This window comes from Pseudorhizobium banfieldiae, from assembly GCF_000967425.1.
GTDB classification, from domain to species: domain Bacteria; phylum Pseudomonadota; class Alphaproteobacteria; order Rhizobiales; family Rhizobiaceae; genus Neorhizobium; species Neorhizobium banfieldiae.
In genome coordinates, this window is sequence record NZ_FO082820.1 from 3,977,145 (window position 1) to 3,996,730 (window position 19,586).

Annotated in this window: 18 protein-coding genes and 1 other RNA gene; 6 read left to right on the forward strand and 13 right to left on the reverse strand. The window is 63.0% G+C overall.

Translation table 11 applies throughout. The annotated features are described in order from the left end of the window. Window positions 1–57 precede the first annotated feature (57 nt). From kduD to rimP, 5 genes are all read right to left on the reverse strand, one after another. Entirely contained in the window at window positions 58–819 is a 762-nt protein-coding gene (gene kduD / locus NT26_RS19175; RefSeq protein WP_052641129.1) for a 2-dehydro-3-deoxy-D-gluconate 5-dehydrogenase KduD, read from the reverse strand. Window positions 820–897: 78 nt separating this feature from the next. After that, window positions 898–3,567 (reverse strand): translation initiation factor IF-2, encoded by a 2,670-nt coding sequence (gene infB / locus NT26_RS19180; RefSeq protein WP_052641131.1) that lies wholly within the window; start codon window positions 3,565–3,567, stop codon window positions 898–900. Window positions 3,568–3,668: 101 nt separating this feature from the next. Continuing rightward, the gene (locus tag NT26_RS19185) at window positions 3,669–4,349 is read right to left on the reverse strand and encodes an RNA-binding protein (RefSeq protein WP_052641133.1); all 681 of its coding nucleotides are present in this window, start codon (window positions 4,347–4,349) and stop codon (window positions 3,669–3,671) included. Next, window positions 4,346–5,953 carry a transcription termination factor NusA gene (gene nusA, locus NT26_RS19190; RefSeq protein ID WP_052641135.1) on the reverse strand — a complete coding sequence of 536 codons (1,608 nt, stop codon included), beginning with the start codon at window positions 5,951–5,953 and terminating at the stop codon, window positions 4,346–4,348. The genes NT26_RS19185 and nusA overlap by 4 nt, the downstream gene beginning before the upstream one ends. A gap of 49 nt (window positions 5,954–6,002) precedes the next feature. Next, window positions 6,003–6,590, reverse strand: coding sequence for a ribosome maturation factor RimP (gene rimP / locus NT26_RS19195; RefSeq protein ID WP_052641137.1), 588 nt, complete (start codon window positions 6,588–6,590; stop codon window positions 6,003–6,005). Between the two features lie 232 nt (window positions 6,591–6,822). Between rimP and NT26_RS19200 the strand changes: the two genes are divergently transcribed. After that, window positions 6,823–8,451 carry an MFS transporter gene (locus NT26_RS19200; RefSeq protein WP_082077775.1) on the forward strand — a complete coding sequence of 543 codons (1,629 nt, stop codon included), beginning with the start codon at window positions 6,823–6,825 and terminating at the stop codon, window positions 8,449–8,451. Between the two features lie 6 nt (window positions 8,452–8,457). Here NT26_RS19200 and NT26_RS19205 read toward each other — a convergent pair whose 3' ends face one another. Together NT26_RS19205 and recR are read right to left on the reverse strand one after the other, a co-directional pair. Next, window positions 8,458–9,696: a lytic murein transglycosylase gene (locus tag NT26_RS19205; protein WP_052641139.1), complete on the reverse strand. Its 1,239-nt coding sequence runs from the start codon at window positions 9,694–9,696 to the stop codon at window positions 8,458–8,460. A 9-nt stretch (window positions 9,697–9,705) separates the two neighbouring features. Next, on the reverse strand, window positions 9,706–10,311 hold the full coding sequence (recR, locus tag NT26_RS19210) for a recombination mediator RecR (RefSeq protein WP_052641141.1): 606 nt from the start codon (window positions 10,309–10,311) through the stop codon (window positions 9,706–9,708). 56 nt (window positions 10,312–10,367) lie between these two features. On the opposite strand from recR, the gene NT26_RS19215 reads away from it, so the two are divergent. Next, window positions 10,368–10,982: an MOSC domain-containing protein gene (locus NT26_RS19215; RefSeq protein ID WP_052641143.1), complete on the forward strand. Its 615-nt coding sequence runs from the start codon at window positions 10,368–10,370 to the stop codon at window positions 10,980–10,982. 4 nt (window positions 10,983–10,986) lie between these two features. On the opposite strand, the gene NT26_RS19220 is transcribed toward NT26_RS19215, so the two are convergent. From NT26_RS19220 to ffs, 3 genes are all read right to left on the reverse strand, one after another. Further along, a complete protein-coding gene (locus NT26_RS19220; protein WP_052641145.1) occupies window positions 10,987–11,310 on the reverse strand; it encodes a YbaB/EbfC family nucleoid-associated protein in 324 nt (107 codons plus the stop codon). Between the two features lie 15 nt (window positions 11,311–11,325). Further along, a complete protein-coding gene (locus NT26_RS19225) occupies window positions 11,326–13,197 on the reverse strand; it encodes a DNA polymerase III subunit gamma/tau (protein ID WP_052641147.1) in 1,872 nt (623 codons plus the stop codon). A gap of 69 nt (window positions 13,198–13,266) precedes the next feature. Continuing rightward, window positions 13,267–13,363: signal recognition particle sRNA small type (ffs, locus tag NT26_RS22215), an RNA gene on the reverse strand. 66 nt (window positions 13,364–13,429) lie between these two features. Between ffs and NT26_RS19230 the strand changes: the two genes are divergently transcribed. Together NT26_RS19230 and nudC are read left to right on the forward strand one after the other, a co-directional pair. Further along, on the forward strand, window positions 13,430–13,855 hold the full coding sequence (locus NT26_RS19230; RefSeq protein WP_052641149.1) for an HIT family protein: 426 nt from the start codon (window positions 13,430–13,432) through the stop codon (window positions 13,853–13,855). Between the two features lies 1 nt (window position 13,856). Continuing rightward, on the forward strand, window positions 13,857–14,813 hold the full coding sequence (gene nudC, locus NT26_RS19235; protein WP_052641151.1) for an NAD(+) diphosphatase: 957 nt from the start codon (window positions 13,857–13,859) through the stop codon (window positions 14,811–14,813). 4 nt (window positions 14,814–14,817) lie between these two features. Here nudC and NT26_RS19240 read toward each other — a convergent pair whose 3' ends face one another. After that, window positions 14,818–15,681 (reverse strand): prephenate dehydratase, encoded by an 864-nt coding sequence (locus tag NT26_RS19240; protein WP_052641153.1) that lies wholly within the window; start codon window positions 15,679–15,681, stop codon window positions 14,818–14,820. 12 nt (window positions 15,682–15,693) lie between these two features. Next, window positions 15,694–16,449: a 3-deoxy-manno-octulosonate cytidylyltransferase gene (locus NT26_RS19245; protein ID WP_052641155.1), complete on the reverse strand. Its 756-nt coding sequence runs from the start codon at window positions 16,447–16,449 to the stop codon at window positions 15,694–15,696. A gap of 148 nt (window positions 16,450–16,597) precedes the next feature. On the opposite strand from NT26_RS19245, the gene NT26_RS19250 reads away from it, so the two are divergent. Next, window positions 16,598–17,398, forward strand: coding sequence for a c-type cytochrome (locus tag NT26_RS19250; RefSeq protein WP_052641157.1), 801 nt, complete (start codon window positions 16,598–16,600; stop codon window positions 17,396–17,398). 86 nt (window positions 17,399–17,484) lie between these two features. Here the strand turns inward: NT26_RS19250 and NT26_RS19255 are convergent, their stop codons facing one another. Continuing rightward, complete coding sequence (locus NT26_RS19255; RefSeq protein ID WP_052641159.1) at window positions 17,485–18,429, reverse strand: AEC family transporter; 945 nt, start codon at window positions 18,427–18,429, stop codon at window positions 17,485–17,487. Window positions 18,430–18,586: 157 nt separating this feature from the next. On the opposite strand from NT26_RS19255, the gene NT26_RS19260 reads away from it, so the two are divergent. Beyond that, window positions 18,587–19,579 (forward strand): adenosine kinase, encoded by a 993-nt coding sequence (locus tag NT26_RS19260; RefSeq protein ID WP_052641161.1) that lies wholly within the window; start codon window positions 18,587–18,589, stop codon window positions 19,577–19,579. Window positions 19,580–19,586: the final 7 nt, after the last annotated feature.

Consider the following 19,586-nt stretch of genomic DNA (forward strand, 5'->3'; position numbering starts at 1 on the left):
TTACTTTCCGTGCAAGCCATTGCCGCGTCGCTGCGGCAATGGCTTGCCTTGTGCGGATCAGCGGGCGAGCCAGCCGCCGTCCACCGGCAGTACAACGCCGTGGACGTAGTCGGACGCCGGGGAGGCAAGGAAGACCGCTGCGCCGCCAAGTTCGTCGGGTTTGCCCCAGTGCCCGGCTGGAATGCGCCCAAGGATTGCGGCATTGCGGTCCGGGTCGTTCCGCAGTGCCTCGGTATTGTTGGTCTCGAAGTAGCCTGGAGCAATGGCATTGACGTTGATGCCCTTGCCGGCCCACTCGCAGGCGAGCAGCCGCGTCAGCCCCGCTAGCCCGCTCTTCGATGCGGTATAGGAGGGGATGCGGATGCCGCCCTGGAAGGAGAGCAGCGAGGCGATGTTGATGATCTTGCCGCCCTTGCCTTGCGCGATCAGGTGGCGGGCAAAGGCCTGGCTCAGGAAGAAGACGCTCTTCAGGTTGACGTCCATGACGTCGTCCCAATCCGCCTCCGTGAAGTCCACGGCGTCCGAGCGGCGGATGATGCCGGCATTGTTGACAAGGATGTCGGCACGGCTCGTCCAGGCCAGGGTCTGCTCAACAACGTCCTTTATCGGTTCGATCGTCGAAAGATCGGCCTTGATGAAGCGGCACTTGCCCCGGCCGCCAGCGGCGATTGCCGCTTCCGTCTCTTCCATCGAAGAACGGCCGACCAGCGCAATGTCTGCCCCGGCCCCCGCAAGTGCGACAGCGATGGCTTGCCCGAGACCGGTATTTGCTCCGGTGACGATTGCCGTCTTGCCCGTCAGGTCGAATGAAATGGTCACGTCTGCCTCCTCCTCATGTGACAAGAAAAAAGCCGCCGGAAATCTCTTTCCAGCGGCCCTTGATACTGTTCCCGTCGCTTACAGCGTGCGGGTGATGTGCTCTACGCGGAAGCACTCGATGACGTCGCCGGCGCGAATGTCCTCGTAGTTCTCGAAGGCCATGCCGCATTCCTGGCCGACCGGCACTTCCGCAACCTCGTCCTTGAAGCGCTTGAGCGTCTTGAGCTTGCCTTCGTGGATGACGACGTTGTCGCGCAGAAGGCGGACGCCTGCACCGCGTTCGACCTTGCCTTCCGTGACGCGGCACCCGGCAACCTTGCCGACCTTGGTGATGTTGAACACCTCGAGGATTTCGGCATTGCCGAGGAAGGTTTCGCGCCGCTCCGGCGAGAGCAGGCCGGACATCGCCGCCTTCACGTCATCCACCAGGTCGTAGATGATGTTGTAGTAGCGGATCTCGATGCCTGAGCGCTCGGAAGCCGCACGGGCCTGCGCATTGGCACGAACGTTGAAGCCGATGATCGCGGCATTGGACGCCTCGGCGAGCGAGATGTCCGACTCCGTGATGGCGCCAGCACCGGAATGGACGATGCGGACCCGGACTTCGTCGGTCCCGAGCTTCTCGAGCGCGCCGGCAATGGCTTCGATCGAGCCCTGGACGTCGCCCTTGATCAGCAGCGGGAACTCCTTCAGGCCGGAGCTCTGGAGCTGGCTCATCATCTGCTCAAGCGAGCCGCGCGAGCCGGACTGACGGGCGGCTGCCTTGTCGCGGGCAAGCCGCTGGCGGTACTCGGAGATCTCGCGTGCACGGCTCTCGCTGTCGACGACCGCGAAGCGATCGCCGGCGGCGGGCGTGCCCGACAGACCCAGAACCTCCACCGGCATGGCCGGGCCGGCTTCCTTCACATGTTCGCCCTTGTCGGTGACGAGAGCGCGGACGCGGCCCCATTGGTCGCCGGCAACCAGGATCTGGCCGGGCTTCAGCGTACCCTTCTGGACGAGGACCGTCGCGACGGCACCACGGCCGCGATCGAGCTGTGCTTCGATCACGGTACCCTCGGCGGTCCGGTTCGGGTTTGCCTTGAGGTCGAGGATTTCCGCCTGCAGCAGGATTGCTTCGAGCAGCTTGTCGAGATTGGTCTTGTTCTTCGCCGATACCTCGACGTCGAGAACCTCACCGCCCATGCTTTCCACGAAGACTTCGTGCTGCAGGAGTTCCGTGCGGACCTTCTGCGCATTGGCCGTCGGCTTGTCGATCTTGTTGATCGCCACGATGATCGGCACGCCGGCCGCCTTCGCGTGATTGATGGACTCGATCGTCTGCGGCATCACGCTGTCGTCGGCGGCGACCACGAGGATCGCAATATCGGTCGCCTGCGCGCCGCGGGCACGCATTGCCGTGAAGGCGGCGTGGCCGGGCGTATCGATGAAGGTGATCTTCTGGCCGTTCTGCTCGACCTGATAGGCGCCGATATGCTGGGTGATACCACCAGCTTCGCCGGCGACCACATTGGCCTGACGGATGGCGTCGAGCAGCGAGGTCTTGCCGTGGTCGACATGGCCCATGATCGTGACGACCGGCGGACGCGGCTCCAATACGCCTTCTTCGTCGGCGACGTCGAAGATGCCTTCCTCGACGTCAGACTCAGAGACGCGCTTGACGGTATGACCGAACTCGACGGCGATCAGTTCCGCCAGGTCTGCGTCTATGACGTCGCCCGGCTTCATCATCTGGCCTTCCTTCATCAGGAACTTGATGACGTCGACAGCGCGTTCGGACATGCGCTGGGACAGTTCCTGGATGGTGATCGTCTCCGGCAAGGTCACCTCGCGCATGACCTTCTCGCGCGGCTCCTGCATCTGGCTGCGGCGGAACTTCTCCTGCCGACGGCGCATCGCCGCCATGGAACGGCCGCGGGCGTTGCCGCCATCGTCGTCGGTGCTGACGGTGGTGACGGTCAGCTTGCCGCGGCGGCGCTCGTCTTCAGTTTTCGGACGTGCGGGCGCCTTGGCGGGCGCCGGGGCAGCTACGCGCCCACGGACGGGAGCTCCGCGTGGCGGACCGCGGTCGTCGTCTTCTTCGTTGCCAGCCTTACGTCCGCGACCGATGACCGGCTGTGCGGGAGCAGCAGGCTGCGTGCGCGAAATGCCCGGGCGTGCATCTGCGGCACGCTCCGCTGGTGCAGGTGTTGCAGCCGGCGCCGGTGCTTCCTCGACGGGCACTTCTACGGGAGCCGGTTCGGCGGCGCGACGGGCAGCCTCTTCGGCTTCCTGCAACTTACGGCGTTCTTCTTCTGCCTGACGACGCGCTTCGTCTTCGGCACGCTGCTTGGCTTCGATGACTTCGCGGGCCTGCGCTTCAACCAGTGCACGGCGACGTGCATCCATTTCACTGGCCGACAGGTCATGCAGTACCGCACCCCGGGGGCGCTCGCCTTGCCGCTGCTGTGGGGCCGGCGCCGCAGGGCGTTGGGCCTGCGTTGGTTGATGAACGCGCGTTGCCGGCGGGTTCGGTTGCTGCGGGCGCGGCGCAGGTGCGGCAGGCTCTGCAGCACGCGGCGTCGGTGCCGTGAATGCCGGCTTGTCGTCCTCCGGGCGGATCGGACGGCGCTTGCGGGTCTCGACCACAACCGCCTTCGTACGACCCCGGCCCATATCCTGGCGCACAGTGCCCTGGCTCACTCCCGAAGGCTTCAGGGTGAGGGTTTTCTTAACCCCAAGCGTCTTGTCGTCTTTGTTGTCGGTCATTCCGTTCCTGTTCCTTCAAACGAGGACGGATGGCGTACATCAGACCTCGTCTATCAATGCATGTCTCTCGGTGCGGCGGCCGGCTGCTGCCGGTGACCGCGTCATGTCTGTGGCCGGCGGGCGCCGCCGCCTGCTCCCGATTGACCGGCACCGCGGTACTTTTCGAGCATGGTTGCGCGCTTCACTACACCCTCACCCGCCTGTCCGGCAAGCGCCGCGGCATGGATAAAAGCATTCTGGCCTAACAGTTCGTCCATTTCCGCCCCGTTGAAGAACGAAAAAGAAGGTATGTCTTCGTCGGCATCGGTGCCGAGCCTCCAGGCCTTTCTCGCCTGGTCGATCTTGCGCACGCCGTCGGCCGCAGCATCGGCTGCATGGAAGACAGCAACCGCCGCACCTGAGCGCACGGCGGCATCCACTTTCATCGCGCCGCTGACGAACTGACCAGCCTTGCGGGCCAGGTTCATCATCCCGGCGAGATCGGCTGCGATCAACCGGTCGACGAGGGCCCCAAGGTCGGGGTCGGCCTGCACGTCCCGCTTCAGGGCACGCGAGAACAGCTTTCGCTGAACTGCCCGCTCGACGAGCGCGCGGTCCGTCTTGACCCAACACCCGCGCCCCGGAAGCTGCCGCTTCAGATCAGGAACAACCTTCCCGTCGGGGCTGGCAACGAACCGGATCAGCATCTCCGGTGCTACCGTCTCGCGGGTGACGATGCAGGTGCGATCGTTCACGACCAACTCCGCATCGTCCTGCTCCTGTCCGACTTCTCCGGCAATCATTCCTCGGCGACGGCTTCCGCCTCCTCTTCTTCTTCCGGCTGGTCAGCGGCGAGATCTTCCTCGGTGATCCAACCTGCAAGCAGGCGGGCCTGAACGATCATGTTCTCCGCTTCGGCACGCGACACGTCGAACTTCGAGAACAGACCGTCGAACTTCTTCGTTTCGCCGTCCTTGCGCTCGCTCCAGCCCACGAGATCGTCGGCGGCGCAGCCTGCAAAGTCTTCAACAGTCTTGATGCCGTCCTCGCCAAGTGCCACCAGCATCTGGCCGTTGAGGCCGTCGATCTGGCGTAGCTCGTCCTGAACGCCGAGTTCCTTGCGCTTGGCGTCCATCTCCGCCTCGATCTTCTCGAGGTATTCGCGGGCGCGCGTCTGGATTTCCTGGGCGGTATCCTCGTCGAAGCCTTCGATGGAAGAGATCTCGTCAAGCTCGACATAGGCGAGTTCCTCGACCGCCGCGAAGCCTTCGGAGGCCAGCACCTGGCCAACCATCTCGTCGACGTCGAGCGCCTCCATGAACAGGTCGGTCCGCTCGTTGAATTCCTTCTGGCGGCGTTCGGATTCTTCCTGCTCAGTCAGGATGTCGATGTCCCAGCCGGTCAGCTGCGAGGCCAGGCGGACATTCTGTCCGCGGCGGCCGATGGCCAGCGACAGCTGCTCGTCCGGAACGACCACTTCGATGCGTTCTGCATCCTCGTCGAGAACGACCTTGGCGACTTCGGCCGGCTGCAGCGCATTGACGATGAAGGACGCCGGGTCGTTCGACCACGGAATGATGTCGATCTTCTCGCCCTGCAGTTCGCCGACAACGGCCTGCACGCGGCTACCACGCATACCAACGCAGGCGCCGACCGGGTCGATCGAGGAGTCGTTGGAGATCACGGCGATCTTTGCGCGCGACCCCGGGTCGCGGGCAACGGAGCGGATTTCGATGATGCCGTCGTAGATTTCCGGTACTTCCATCGTGAAGAGCTTCACCATGAACTGCGGATGGGTGCGCGACAGGAAGATCTGCGGACCGCGCTGTTCGCGGCGCACGTCGTAGACGTAGGCGCGGACGCGATCGCCGTAGCGCATGGTCTCGCGCGGGATCATCTCGTCACGGCGGATGATGCCTTCACCACGGCCGAGATCGACGATGACATTGCCGTACTCGACGCGCTTGACAGTGCCGTTGACGATCTCGCCGACGCGGTCCTTGAACTCGTCATACTGGCGGTCACGCTCGGCCTCGCGCACCTTCTGGACGATGACCTGCTTGGCAGACTGAGCGGCGATACGGCCGAAATCCATAGGCGGCAGCGGGTCTGCGATGAAGTCGCCGATCTTGGCGTCTGGGTTGCGGTCGCGCGCCAGTTCCAGGGGGATCTGCGTGCCGTAGTCCTCGGCCTGCTCGACCACTTCCAGCAAGCGCTGCAGGCGAATCTCGCCGGTCTTCGAATTGATGTCGGCCCGGATGTTGGTCTCCGAACCGTAGCGCGAGCGCGCCGCCTTCTGAATGGCGTCGGCCATCGCGGCCAGCACGATCTCGCGGTCGATGACCTTCTCACGTGCCACTGCATCCGCGATTTGCAGAAGCTCAAGCCGGTTTGCACTCACTGCCATTGTCGTTCGTCTCCGTCAGTCGAAATCTGTGCGGCCGATGGGCCGGTTGTTACTCGTCGTCTTCGCCGTTCTGGTTGGCCGCCTGGGCCTTGGCCAGCTTGTCGGCGCGCAGCGCATCCCGGATCAGGTCATCCGTCAGGATCAGCTTGGCTTCCGAGAGCGCCGTAAAGGGAATGGTGACACTCGGCGCCTCGCCATAGGCCACCTGGTCGCGCTCGATCGTGAAGCCTTCGTCATTCGTCTCGACAATCTTGCCGCGGAACCGCTTGCGGTTGTCGATCATGATCGACGTCTCGCATTTGACGACATGGCCCTGCCAGCGCGAGAAATCCGACTTGCGGACCATCGGCCGGTCGATACCGGGCGACGACACCTCGAGATGATATGCCTTATCTATCGGATCTTCCACATCAAGGACAGGCGAAATCGCGGTCGAGATCGTTTCGCAGTCCTCGACGGTCATCGTGCCGTCATTCCTCTCGGCCATGACCTGCAGCGTCAGCCCGTTCTGGTTCATCAGCCGGACGCGCACCAGGCGGTAATCCATTGAGGCAATCACCGGCTCGATGATCTCGGCAACCCTGAGGTCAAGCCCGGTTTCGATGATGATGCGTGGTTCGTGTTCGGTATGCGACATGGAAACTTCCGGTCGTCGTTGCCAGATGAGCCTCGGCCCGTGTCGATCGCCTAACAAAAAAGAGCGGGTCCCGGTCAGGCCCCACTCTTCATCAAACGATCAAGAATATAGCCTGCATATACGTGCTCTAGCCGGCTTTTGCAAGGGCGGCGACCCAGTCTCCTCCGGACTGGCTTCTGCCTGAAGCCGCCCTATACTTCGAGCCTCATCTGCAGCCGAGTTGGAATCCCGCGTGACAGACACCCGATCGCCGTTCGCGCCGCTGCGCCACCAGACCTATCGCACCATGTGGTTTGCCAGTCTCGCCTCCAATCTGGGTGGCCTGATCCAGGCGGTCGGTGCGGCCTGGATGATGACAGCTCTTACCACGTCCGAAAACCTCATCGCTCTGGTCCAGGCGTCGACGGCCCTGCCGATCATGCTTTTCTCGGTAGTGTCGGGCGCCCTGGCGGACAGCTTCGATCGGCGCAGGGTCATGTTGGCTGCGCAGTTCCTCATGCTCGTCGCCTCTCTGCTGCTGGCGGTCTTCGCGTCCTCCGACCTCCTGACGCCTGGGCTGCTGCTGATGTTCACCTTCGTCATCGGCTCCGGGACAGCCCTTCACAATCCATCCTGGCAGGCGTCGGTGGGCGACATGGTCCCGCGCCCGGACCTGCCCGAGGCGGTTTCCCTCAACAGCGCAGGCTTCAACATCATGCGCAGCGTCGGCCCGGCACTCGGCGGCGTCATCGTCGCCGCGGCCGGTGCGGCCACTGCGTTTGCCATCAATGCAGTCAGCTATTTCGCACTGATCTATGCGCTGCTGCGCTGGAAGCCGGATTATCCGAAGAACCCGCTCCCTCGCGAGACCCTCGGCAGTGCCATCTCGGCCGGCTTCCGCTACGTCGCCATGTCGCCGAACCTCGAAAAGGTGATGGTTCGCGGCTTTGTCTTTGGCCTGTCTGCCGGTTCGGTGCTGGCGCTGCTCCCCATCGTCGCCCGTGATCTCCTGGAGGGCGGGCCATTGACCTACGGGATCATGTTCGGTGCGTTCGGCGTTGGGGGGATCGCAGGAGCATTCCTGAACGCAGGCATTCGCCAGCAGCTGCGAAGCGAGCAGATTGTCCGAACGAGCTTCACGGGGTTTGCCCTGAGCGCAGCGACGATCGGGCTCAGTACATCGAGCTTGATCACCTTCCTGGCTCTGGTTCTCGCCGGAATCTGCTGGGTCGTCACCCTGTCGCTCCTCAACACAGTGGTGCAGCTTTCGACACCCCGCTGGGTGGTCGGACGTGCTCTTTCCCTTTACCAGACCGCAACGTTTGGAGGCATTGCTGGCGGCAGCTGGCTCTGGGGTTACTGGGCAGAGGAATTCGACCCCACCAACGCCCTGGTCATGTCCAGCCTGCTGATGCTGGCCGGGGCGGCGCTCGGATTGCGGCTGCCCATGCCCGATTTCCGGTCACTGAACCTCGATCCGCTCAACCGCTTCGTAGAGCCCTCGCTCGGCCTGGAGATCCAGCCCCGGAGCGGGCCGATCGTCATCCAGGTCGATTACGACATCGCCGATGAGGATCTGCCCGAATTTCTCTCGCTGATGGCCGAGCGGCGGCGTATCCGCATTCGCGACGGGGCGCGCAACTGGGCGCTGATGCGTGATCTGCAGTATCCGGAAATCTGGACCGAGACCTACCACGTGCCCACTTGGGTGGAATACGTCCGGCACAACCAGCGTCGCACGCAGGCCGACGCAGAGACGACGGACCGGATACTGGCCCTCCATCGTGGCGGAAAGGTTCGGGTTCACCGGATGATCGAGCGGCAGACGATCCCGTCAACAAGGGACGATGTGTTCCATCAGCCGCATATCGATACGCACTGAGGAGGGCTATTTCAGCCGGTCTTTCAGCGAAGCGCTCGGAAAGCAGGTGGCAGCGAGTCCGTTCTTCGCCTGCCAGTCACCGATGGAACGCCGCGTCTTGTAGCCTGCCAGCCCGTCGACCTTGCCGACGTCGTAGCCCTGTGCCACGAGGGCCTTCTGCATCGCGAGCACGTCCGACCGCTTCATTCGACCGACATCTCCCCACGGCGCCTGGAAAGCTCTTGAGCCATAGGCGATCCGGTCCGCGAGGTTGCCGATGAAGAGGGCGTAGAGGTCGGAGTTGTTGTACTGCTTGAGCACGTAGAAGTTGGGCGTGACGATGAACTGTGGCCCGTGCCGGCCCGCCGGGACGAGCATCATGCCATCGGCCCGCAGTTCAGGTTCGGGGAAGCCGCGCCCGGAGACGCGCGAGATCCCCGTATTTTCCCAGGAGGAAATCGGCCGCGCCAGGTCCGGTCCTTCCTGAGCACAGCTGACGCTGTCGGGGATCGTGATCTCGAACCCCCAGTCGCGTCCCTTCTGCCATCCCTCCCGCGCCAGGTAGTTGGCGATCGACGCCAGGCTGTCAGGCACGGAGTTCCAGATATCGCGATGTCCGTCGCGGTCGAAATCCACCGCATATTTCAGATAGCTCGATGGCAGAAACTGCGGTTGGCCGAGCGCTCCGGCCCATGAGCCCATCATCTTCGACGCGGTTATGTCGCCGCCCTCGATCATGTGCAGTGCTGCAATCAGTTCCGACCTGAACATCTCTTTGCGGGTCGACATGAAGGCCTTCGTCGCCAGAACTTCGATCGCGGAATGGGGAAGCTTGGCGCGTCCGAAGCCCGATTCGCGGCCCCAGATGGCTATGATGACCTCGCCGGGAACGCCGTATGTCGCTTCGATCCGCTCCAGGGTCGTGCGATGCTGAGCGGCCAAGCTGCGTCCGGTTGCGGCCAGACCCTGCAGGCGCTTCTCCGAGAAATATGCGCCCGGGGACGAGAATTCCGCCTGGCTCTGATCCTGGCTGGGGGGCGGCGTGCTGCCGGGCGGCACAAGGTCGGGAAGGTCCCAGTTGAGCGATACGCCTTTGAATGCGCCGGCAATTGTCTTGTCCGAGATGCCGTTCTGCTTCGCTTCCGCCGACAGATCGCCGGCGATCCATCGCTGGAATTGTATCTCCACCTCTGCACGCGAGGCTGAGTACGCCGCAGCGGGGAGCAGGGAGAGGAATAGAGCGGCAGCGAAAGCGTATCGTCGCATGGAACCTCCTCAGATCGCAGTTCGTGCGCGAAGGGCAGCGGTCAGCGTCCCCTCGTCGAGATAGTCGAGCTCACCCCCTACGGGAACACCATGGGCAAGCCGCGTGATCTTGACATCCAGGCCCGCGAGCTGATCGGTTATATAGTGTGCTGTCGTCTGTCCCTCGACGGTCGCGTTGACCGCAAGGATGATCTCCCGAACACCGCCTTCGCTCACCCTTTCGATCAGCGGGCGGATGTTGAGATCATCGGGACCGATGCCGTCCAGCGGCGAAAGGGTTCCGCCGAGCACGTGGTAGGCGGCGTTCATCGCCCCAGCGCGTTCCAATGCCCAGAGATCGGATACGTCTTCCACGACAATGATCATCGACTGGTCTCGGCGCGTATCGGTGCAGACGGTGCAGGGATCGACGGTATCGACATTACCGCAGCGCGAGCAGACCTTAACCTTGTCGTACGCCTCTCCCATGGCAAGCCCCAGCGGGCCGAGCAATTGTTCCTTTTTCTTGATCAGGTGAAGCGCCGCCCGCCGCGCCGAACGCGGTCCCAGGCCGGGGACCTTCGCCAGCAACTGGATGAGCTTTTCGATTTCGGGACCGGTAACACGCTTTGCCATGGGCGGCTTTTAGCTGATATCTCGACCGAACGGAATCGTAACAAGGGCCCCGGCCGATGAAACTTGCCGCCATCTGCCTGGGCCGGCCTGAAATCCTTCAGGGCAAGAGCTACAAGACCGGCATCAACAAGATAGCCGTCAACAGTCCGACGATGGTGGACAAGGCGGGCCTCGTCGGTGATTCGGTCTGCAACCGCAACCATCACGGAGGGCCGGACCAGGCAATTCTGCTGGAAGGCGAGCTGACGATGGCGTGGTGGTCCAGGCACATCGTTCGGGAGCTGCTGCCCGGGATCTTCGGGGAGAATCTTCGCATCGATGCGTTGGACGGACGCGACGTCTGCATCGGCGACCGATTTGTCTTTGCAGAAGTGGTCTTGCAGGCCACGGCGCCGCGAATTCCCTGCGCGACATTCGCGGCGAGGATGGGCGAGCATGACTTCGTCAGGCGATACTCGGCCGCCGGTCGCCCCGGCATCTATTGCCGCGTCCTGCGCGAAGGCGTGCTGGAGCCCGGGGAGGCGGTACGGTTCGAGCCTTACGAAGGCGACAGGGTTCCAGTCGCGGATCTTCTTCCCGAGGCCGGCGAGCGGATAAACCCGCCGGACCGGTTCCGGCTTCTGGCGCTGCCGATCGCGGCGCGCTTGCGCAAACGGTATTCGACGGTCTGAGCCCTCAGAAAGGCAGCTTCATTCCCGGCGGGATCGGCAGTCCGGCCGTCAGTTCCCTGGTCATGTCCGCCGCGGTGCTCTCCGCCTTCTTCTTGGCGTCCTGATGGGCAGCGACGATCAGGTCTTCCAGGATCTCGACGTCATCTTCCTTGAAGAGCGATGGATCGATCTTGAGGCCGAGCATCTCGCCCTTGCCGCTCAGCCGGACCGTCACCAGGCCGCCGCCTGATGTGCCCTGGACTTCCAGTGCCGCGATGTCCGCCTGCACCTTCTCCATCTTGGCCTGCATTTCCTTGACCTTGCCCATCATACCCATGATGTCGCGCATCGTATTTTCCTTCTCTTATAGTTCGATGTCGTCGCCGGGCAGGATGTCGCCCTCGGCGGATTCTGCGGCAGCCGGTGCCGCGATGTCTTCGTTCACGGGATCGTCCTCGATGGCACGGATGCGTACGTCGGTTATGCGGGCACCGGGAAACTGCGCGAGGATGGCCGCAACATCCGGATCGGCCCGGGCATCGGTGAGCCGTGCCTCGCGGGCATTGGCGTCCGCCTCCACGAGCGTTGCTTCGCCTGCCTCGTTACTCAGGCTGACGATCCAGTGTATGCCGGTCCATTCCTTAAGCTTTACACCGAGTTCACCGGGGAGTGTCGCTGGCCCGCCGTCGCTCATGCGCATATCCAGCCGACCGGGCTCTAGCTTCACAAGCCGCACGAAGTTTCGCACCAGGGCCTTCAGCCTCGGGTCGCGGTTCTTCGAGCAGAGGTCGACGATGTCCTGCAACGAGTTGACGGCGACGGTCGAAGCCGGCTTCTCCGCCGGCAGGTCCTCGGTTCGGCCCACGGGCAGTTCGCGTGGTTCAGAGCTAGGCACGGCCTTCAGCATCGCGGTGGGCCCGCCGGCCGGCGCGCGAGCGGCGGGCGACATGGCCGAGGCCTGGGCGTTGAGCGGCGGTTGCAAGCTTGCCTGAACGCTCCCGCCGCCACTGCCGGAGGGTGCCAGACTGTGGCCTTCGCCATTGCCGAGTTCGCCCAAACGTCGCGCGGCGTCCTCCGGTGCGGGAAGATGGGCGGCATGGGTCAGCCGGATCAGCACCATTTCCGTGGCGCCGGCGGGTCTGGATGAGTTCTCCGCCTCCGGGATGCCCTTTAGCAGCATCTGCCAGATACGCGACAGGGTGCTGACGGCAACCGAATGCGCGAATTCTTGCCCGCGAACCCGCTCGACCTCGCTCAGCGACGGATCCTGCGCCGCCTCCGGGATGTACTTGATGCGTGTGACGAGATGCGTGAAGTCGGCGAGGTCCGTCAGCACCACGACCGGATTGGCCCCGGCCTGATACTGGGACTCGAACTCGCCAAGTGCTGCCGTCACGTCGCCACGGATGACATGTTCGAAGAGATCGACGATACGCGCCCTGTCGGCAAGGCCCAGCATCCCGCGGACGGTCTCGGCCTCGACCCGTCCGCCCCCATGCGCGATCGCCTGGTCGAGCAGCGAAAGGCCGTCGCGGGCAGAGCCTTCGGCTGCCCGTGCGATCATCGACAGGGCTTCTGCATCTGCGACAATGCCTTCCTTCTCCAGGATGGTGGTGAACAGGCCGACGAGATCGGCAGCGCTGATGCGGCGCAGATCGAAGCGCTGGCAACGAGACAGTACCGTGATCGGGACCTTGCGGATTTCCGTCGTCGCGAAGATAAACTTCACATGCTCCGGCGGTTCTTCCAGCGTCTTCAGCAGACCGTTGAAGGCCTGTGTGGATAGCATATGGACTTCGTCGATGATGTAGACCTTGTAGCGCGCCGAAACCGGCCGGTAGCGCACCTGCTCGATGATCTCGCGGATGTCGTCGATGCCGGTATGGGATGCGGCGTCCATCTCGATGACGTCCACATGCCGGCCTTCCATGATGGCCTGGCAATGTTCTCCCGGACTGCGAAGGTCGATCGTCGGCTGGTCGATCTCGGGCGTCCGATAATTCAGTGCGCGCGCCAGAATGCGCGCCGTCGTCGTCTTGCCGACGCCGCGGACACCGGTCAGCATGTAGGCTTGGGCGATCCGGCCCGTCTCGAAGGCGTTGGTGAGCGTACGAACCATCGGCTCCTGGCCGACCATAAGATCGGAGAAGTCCTTCGGGCGATACTTTCGCGCCAGCACCCGGTAGCCGCTACCGGGAGGAGGAAATGATTTGGAGATGGGCCCGGTGTCGTTCATGCGCCTGCCAGCCTTCGCGGGCCGTTCCAGCCTCTTGACCGGACCGGAAGCTGACCAAGATGGTAGAGGGTGGGAGGCTGGCACGGCGACCCGTGCCGGGCTCGTTAGGGCTGCTTCCTTCCGGACCTGACCCGGTTGGCGAGTGGCTCGTCCACCACCAACCTCCCGCCGCACATATCGGCAATAACACTCGCAAATGCAAGCCAAGCCTGTAAAAAACTGCTAGGGTTTAATGTCGACGGAGGAACGCAACTTGAGGCAATTCACGCTGGACGAGAGGCTGGAGCGCGATTCGGAGATGGTGACGGTTCTCGGCCTGTGCCAGCTTCGCCTGATGAAGGACCGTCGATGGCCCTGGCTTGTGCTTGTCCCGCAACGCGAAGGCATCAGCGAGATCTTCGAACTCACACCGCTCGACCAGACGCTTCTGACCTTCGAGACCAATGCGGTGGCCGCAGCTTTGAAGAAGGCGACCGGCGCCCGAAAGATCAATATCGGGACCCTCGGTAATGTTATCGGTCAGTTGCATGTTCACATTGTCGCGCGAAATGAGGGTGATGCCAACTGGCCTGGACCCATCTGGGGCCACGGCACTCCCGAACCGTACGAAAACGGCGCGGAAAGCAGGCTCCTCCAGACGCTGATTGAAGCCCTCTGACATGACCGGTTCCCTTTTCGACACGAATGCACCGCATCCGGAAGCCAGCAATCTCACCGCCTTCTCCGGCAATACGCTGGATCGCAGGTCCGAGTACCGGGAGGAGAACTGCCTGGAGGAGGCTCTGAAGGTGGATGGCACCCATCTGCTTGCCTTCACCGGGAGCCGGCTGATCCTGAAGCATGACGGTCAGGTTCTGGATCCGTTGTTTGCTGCCTACGAACTCATGGAGTTCCAGCCCGATTTCGACAATGCCGTCCTGCTCGGCTATTGCGAGAATGGCGAGCCTCGGATCGCCGTTCCCGTCGGCGTGGCAGCGGACGACCTTGCCGCTCACTTCAAGCCGACGGAGGCGCGTGCGCTCTATCGGGACGGGCTTCTGGATGTAGAATTGCTCGGCCAGGCGGCCCAGGCGGCAGCCTTGATCAACTGGAATGCGACCAACCGCTACTGCGGCAAGTGCGGGGCGGCGACGGAGAGCCGGATCGGCGGGTATCGGCGCGTCTGCGGTGCCTGCGGGCACATGACCTTTCCCCGTACTGATCCCGCCGTGATCATGCTCATCATCGACGAGCAGCGCGACCAATGCCTTCTCGGTCGCAGCCACCATTTCCAGGAGGGGATGTATTCCTGTCTCGCCGGGTTCGTCGAGCCGGGTGAAACGATCGAACACGCTGTCCGCCGTGAGACTTTCGAGGAGTCGGGCATTCGCATCGGGCGCGTCCGCTATCACGCGTCGCAGCCCTGGCCCATGCCGCATTCGCTGATGATCGGCTGCTATGCGGAAGCAACATCGACCGAGATCAAGATCGATCAGCAGGAGATCGCCGACTGCCGGTGGTTTTCACGAGAGGACGTTGGGCGCATCCTGGAGGGTCAGCCGGGGGATGGTTTCTTTGCGCCTCCGGCAGGTGCGATCGCTCATCGGCTGATCCGCGACTGGGTCGACTGGCACTAGGAGGTCAGTGCTTCTGCAGCGCCCCGCGCATCGGATGACCCTTGTAGACGCCGAGGATGCGGACCTTCTCGGAGAAGAACCGCAACTCCTCGAGTGCCCGCCGCACCGCCGGGTCGTCGGGATGTCCCTCGATGTCCGCATAGAACTGGGTGGCGACGAACTTGCCGCCCAACTGATAGCTCTCCAGCTTCGTCATGTTGACGCCGTTGGTGGCAAATCCACCCATGGCCTTGTAGAGGGCGGCCGGGATGTTGCGGACGTTGAAAACGAAGGTGGTGACGATGATCTCGGACTCGTCCTCCCGCTTCGCCCAGTGCTCGTCCCGTGAGAGGACGACGAAACGCGTCACGTTGTTCTCGGTGTCCTCGACATTCTCGGCCAGGATATGGAGACCATAGAGATCGGCGGCAAGCCGCGGGGCGAGGGCGGCCATGGTCCGGTCTCCCTTTTCGGCCACTAGCTTGGCGGCACCGGCCGTGTCGCCCGCGACGACTGCTTTCCAGCCGTTGGAGCGTATGATCTTGCGGCACTGGCCGAGCGCGTGGATATGGCTGTGCACCGTTCGTACTTCTTCCCGCGTCACGCCTGGCAGCACCATGAGCTGGAAGCGGATCGGCATGAAATACTCGCCGATGATGTGCAGCCGCGATTCCGGCAGGAGATAGTGGATGTCCGCAACCCGCCCTGCGATCGTATTCTCGATCGGGATCATTGCCAGATCCGCCTCTCCGCTCTCCAGCGCCACGAAGGCGTCCTCGAAGGTCGGGCAGGGGAGCGGCTGCATGGACGGGAACATGTCCCGGCATGCCATATCGGAATTGGCGCCGAAGTCGCCCTGGAAGGCGATCCTGTTGGTGGTCTGGGTCATGGAGAAAGCGCCTCAGGAAGAGCGGCTGGAGAGAATTGCACGAGCCTTTTCAAGATCGGCCGGAGTATCGACACCGAGCGGAACCGAGTCAACGATTTCAACGTCGATGCGCATGCCGGCTTCGAGGGCCCGCAACTGTTCGAGCGACTCACGCTTCTCAAGTGCAGACGGTCCAAGCGAGACAAAGCGCTCCAGCGCCTTTCGGCGGTACGCATAGAGCCCAATGTGATGGTAGAGCGGACCCGGCCCGTACGGTGCCGTGGCACGGGTGAAGTAGAGCGCCCGTAGCCGTGTCGGCGAAAGCGGCGAACCGACGACCTTGACCACGTTGGGGTTCGTCTTCTCGTGTTCGTCGGAGATTTCGACCGTTAGTGTGGCGATGTCGACGCTGGAGTTCTCCAGGGGACGGAGGGCAGCGCGCACGGATTCTGGCTCGATGGTCGGCAGGTCTCCCTGCACGTTTACGACCACGTCGATTTTTCCCTCCGGGTCCGCCTTCTGGACGGCTTCGAAGATCCGATCGGAGCCCGACTGGTGGTCGCCTCGGGTCATGAGGACCTCGAAGCCCGCCGCCTCGACTGCATCATATGTGTCCTGATGGTCTACTGCGACGATGATCCGGCCCACATCGGCTTCCCGCGCACGCGTTGCGACCTGGACGATCATCGGCAGGCCAGCAATGTCTGCCAGCGGCTTTCCGGGCAGCCGGGTCGAGGCCATGCGCGCAGGGATGAGCACCAGCGTCCGCTCATTGGCGATATCGGTCATGAAAGGCCTTCAAAAGCGCGTTGATCAGTGTCAAAAAGTCTCACGCGCTGCCGTATAATCGTGTTGCAACCGCAAAGCAAAAGACATAGGTTCCGCGCGATTTCAAGATGGCCCGCCTGTACCCCGGCGGTTGCAAGGGAGCGTTTGCATGAACTCGTACGTGAACATGGCGGTAGGAGCCTTTCTTGCCACCGTTTTCGTGATGATGACGGTTTCGATTGCGTCCGACGGAATCTGGCACTCGGAAGTTCCGGAACAGGCAGGCTTTGCCATTGTCGCCGCGGAAACCGGTGGTGAGGAGGGCGGCGCCGAGGAAGAAGCTGCCGTGCCTATCGCGACCCTGCTGGCCAGCGCCGACGCTGCAGCCGGAGAGTCTTCGTTCAAGAAGTGTGCGAGCTGTCACACCGCCGATCAGGGCGGCGCCAACAAGGTCGGGCCCGGCCTTTGGGACGTTGTAAATAGGCCGATCGCTTCGCACGAAGGCTTCAGCTATTCGGCAGCGATGAAGGATTTTTCTGAGGGCGGTTCTGTCGTCTGGGACTACGATCATCTCAACGGCTTCCTGCTGGCGCCGAAGCAGCACGTTCCTGGTACGGCCATGGGCTTTGCCGGCCTGAAGAAGGACGACGAACGGGCGAACGTCATTGCCTACCTGCGGTCGCTGTCTGGCAACCCGGCTCCGCTGCCGGAGGCTGAAGCCGCTCCCGCCGAGGGTGAAGCCGCTGCTCCCGCTGCTGAAGGTGCTGCTCCTGCGGAGGAAGCTGCTCCTGCGGCGGACGCTCCTGCCGCTGGCGAAGGTGAAGCCGCTGCTCCGGCCGAGGCTCCTGCCGCTCCTGCTGGCGAAGCGCCCGCAGCCGAAGGTGCAGCACCTGCAGCCGAAGCGCCGGCCGCTCCTGCCGCGGAAGAGCCAGCACCGGTAGGCCAGCAGCCTGCACCGGCCAACAACTGACTCTCTTTCACCATAGATCAGTTTGAAGCCCGGCCTTCAGCCGGGCTTTTTCGTTGCAAGCCGATCTCCGCCCTGTGATTGCTCGCCTAGGCGAGAAGCCATGCCCAGAAGCTGACCGAAACGACCCCAAGCGCCGTGGTGACGCTGATGGTGGAGGCGGCGATGTTTTGTCCTGCCCGGAACCGTTGGGCGATCAGCCACGCATTGATGCCGGTCGGCACCGACGAGGTCAGCACGAGGGCCGCCGCCCATGCCGGGCTGAGGCCGAGCGCCTTGCCCATCAGGAATACCGCAGCAGGCAGGAGTAGCAGCTTCAGGGCAGCGATCGCGCCCGTCAGCCCGATATTGCCGCGTACCGGATAACGTGTGAGGGTCATCCCGATCGAAATTAGCGCGGCCGGTCCTGCCGCGCTCGACAATTGCGTCACCACGGTCGAGAGAACCGGGGTTAGCGTCAGCCCGGAGAGGCTGAAGGCGAGGCCGGCGCCGAGTGCTATTACCAGCGGGTTGCGGACGAGGTTCCAACCAACCTGAGCGAGGATGACCTTCGATCCGCGCCCCTTGCCCCCATCGACGATCACGGTGGCCCGTTCCATCAGGATGGTGCCGACGATCATCATCAGCGGCAGGTGGATCGCAAGGAGTATGGAAAGGGCGAGCAGCCCCTCGGCTCCGACCGAGCGTCCCACGAGCGGCAGGCCAATGAACACATTGTTCGCGAAGGCAGCCGACATTCCAGCGATCACGCCGATCTTGTCGTCTCGCTTGAAGACATGCTTTGCGATCAGATGACTGGCTGTCCAGGTGACAGCCACCCCTGCAAAATAGGCGGCCCACAGGCGGAAGGGGGAGACGCCGTCGAAATGGGCGTTAGCCAGGGTGCTGAAGATCAGCATGGGCACCGCGATCTTGAAGACGAATTCTCCAAGGGCATCCCCCGTTGCCTCGTTCAGGACTTTCGTTCGGGCAAGAATCCAGCCGATAAGGATGAGCAGGAAGACAGGGGCTACGTTTATGAGAACTGCGGACAAGTCACTGGCTTTCGAGGGAATGAATATAATCTAGAGGCTGGCCCCGTTTATGCCGAAAAACATCTGAGGCCGACAAGGAATTGACACCGGGCTCTGGGGTTTTTCCTTCGCCTATGCAAAAAGGTGCCGATGACGAGTTCGAGAGAGGTCTGGCAGCATGCCGCAGTTTGATGTTTTGACGGTAGGAAACGCGATCGTAGATATCATCGCCCGATGTGACGACCAGTTTCTAGCCGAGAATGACATCATCAAGGGCGCGATGAACCTGATCGACGCCGAGCGTGCAGAACTCCTCTATTCCAGGATGGGCCCTGCGGTCGAAGCATCTGGAGGATCGGCCGGCAATACCGCGGCAGGCGTTGCCGGTATCGGTGGCAGGGCTGCATACTTCGGAAAGGTAGCCGAGGATCAGCTTGGCAGCATCTTCCAGCATGACATCCGCGCACAGGGGGTGCATTATGCGACGAAGCCGCAGGGGACCAATCCACCCACCGCGCGCTCGATGATCTTCGTCACCCCGGATGGCGAACGGTCGATGAATACCTATCTCGGCGCCTGCGTTGAATTCGGCCCCGGCGACGTGGAGCCTGCGGTCGTTGCCGAATCCGCCGTCACCTATTTCGAGGGCTACCTCTGGGATCCGCCACGGGCCAAGGAGGCGATCTTGGAGTGCGCCCGGATCGCCCATGAGAACGGGCGGGAAGTCTCCATGACTTTGTCGGACCCGTTCTGCGTCGATCGCTATCGTTCCGAGTTCCTGGACCTGATGCGCTCGGGCACCGTCGACATCGTCTTCGCCAACAGGCAGGAGGCGCTGTCGCTCTACGAGACGGATGACTTCGAACTGGCCCTGAAGAGCATCGCCGCGGATTGCAAGCTTGCTGCCGTCACCCTCAGTGAGGAAGGCGCCATCATCCTTCGCGGCGAGGAGCGCGTGAAGATCGATGCCTACAAGGTCGATGACTTGGTCGACACCACGGGCGCAGGTGATCTCTTCGCTGCCGGCTTCCTCTATGGATATACCCAAGGCCGCTCGCTTTCCGATTGCGGCAAGCTCGGATGCCTCTCGGCGGCGATCGTCATCAAGCAGATCGGCCCGCGCCCCATGGTTCCACTGCGCGATGCCGCGGTCGGCGAGGGTCTGCTGTAGCCCGAGG

Excerpts from the sequence above, each read along its gene's own strand:
- NT26_RS19245 (WP_052641155.1), bottom strand. The coding sequence starts at position 16,449 with ATGACCGATATCGCCAATGAGCGGACGCTGGTGCTCATCCCTGCGCGC.
- NT26_RS19225 (WP_052641147.1), bottom strand. The coding sequence starts at position 13,197 with ATGAACGACACCGGGCCCATCTCCAAATCATTTCCTCCTCCCGGTAGC.
- nusA (WP_052641135.1), bottom strand. The coding sequence starts at position 5,953 with ATGGCAGTGAGTGCAAACCGGCTTGAGCTTCTGCAAATCGCGGATGCA.
- NT26_RS19260 (WP_052641161.1), top strand. The coding sequence starts at position 18,587 with ATGCCGCAGTTTGATGTTTTGACGGTAGGAAACGCGATCGTAGATATC.
- NT26_RS19205 (WP_052641139.1), bottom strand. The coding sequence starts at position 9,696 with ATGCGACGATACGCTTTCGCTGCCGCTCTATTCCTCTCCCTGCTCCCC.
- NT26_RS19215 (WP_052641143.1), top strand. The coding sequence starts at position 10,368 with ATGAAACTTGCCGCCATCTGCCTGGGCCGGCCTGAAATCCTTCAGGGC.
- NT26_RS19185 (WP_052641133.1), bottom strand. The coding sequence starts at position 4,349 with ATGATTGCCGGAGAAGTCGGACAGGAGCAGGACGATGCGGAGTTGGTC.
- rimP (WP_052641137.1), bottom strand. The coding sequence starts at position 6,590 with ATGTCGCATACCGAACACGAACCACGCATCATCATCGAAACCGGGCTT.
- NT26_RS19230 (WP_052641149.1), top strand. The coding sequence starts at position 13,430 with ATGTCGACGGAGGAACGCAACTTGAGGCAATTCACGCTGGACGAGAGG.
- NT26_RS19240 (WP_052641153.1), bottom strand. The coding sequence starts at position 15,681 with ATGACCCAGACCACCAACAGGATCGCCTTCCAGGGCGACTTCGGCGCC.
- NT26_RS19250 (WP_052641157.1), top strand. The coding sequence starts at position 16,598 with ATGAACTCGTACGTGAACATGGCGGTAGGAGCCTTTCTTGCCACCGTT.
- infB (WP_052641131.1), bottom strand. The coding sequence starts at position 3,567 with ATGACCGACAACAAAGACGACAAGACGCTTGGGGTTAAGAAAACCCTC.
- nudC (WP_052641151.1), top strand. The coding sequence starts at position 13,857 with ATGACCGGTTCCCTTTTCGACACGAATGCACCGCATCCGGAAGCCAGC.
- recR (WP_052641141.1), bottom strand. The coding sequence starts at position 10,311 with ATGGCAAAGCGTGTTACCGGTCCCGAAATCGAAAAGCTCATCCAGTTG.
- NT26_RS19220 (WP_052641145.1), bottom strand. The coding sequence starts at position 11,310 with ATGCGCGACATCATGGGTATGATGGGCAAGGTCAAGGAAATGCAGGCC.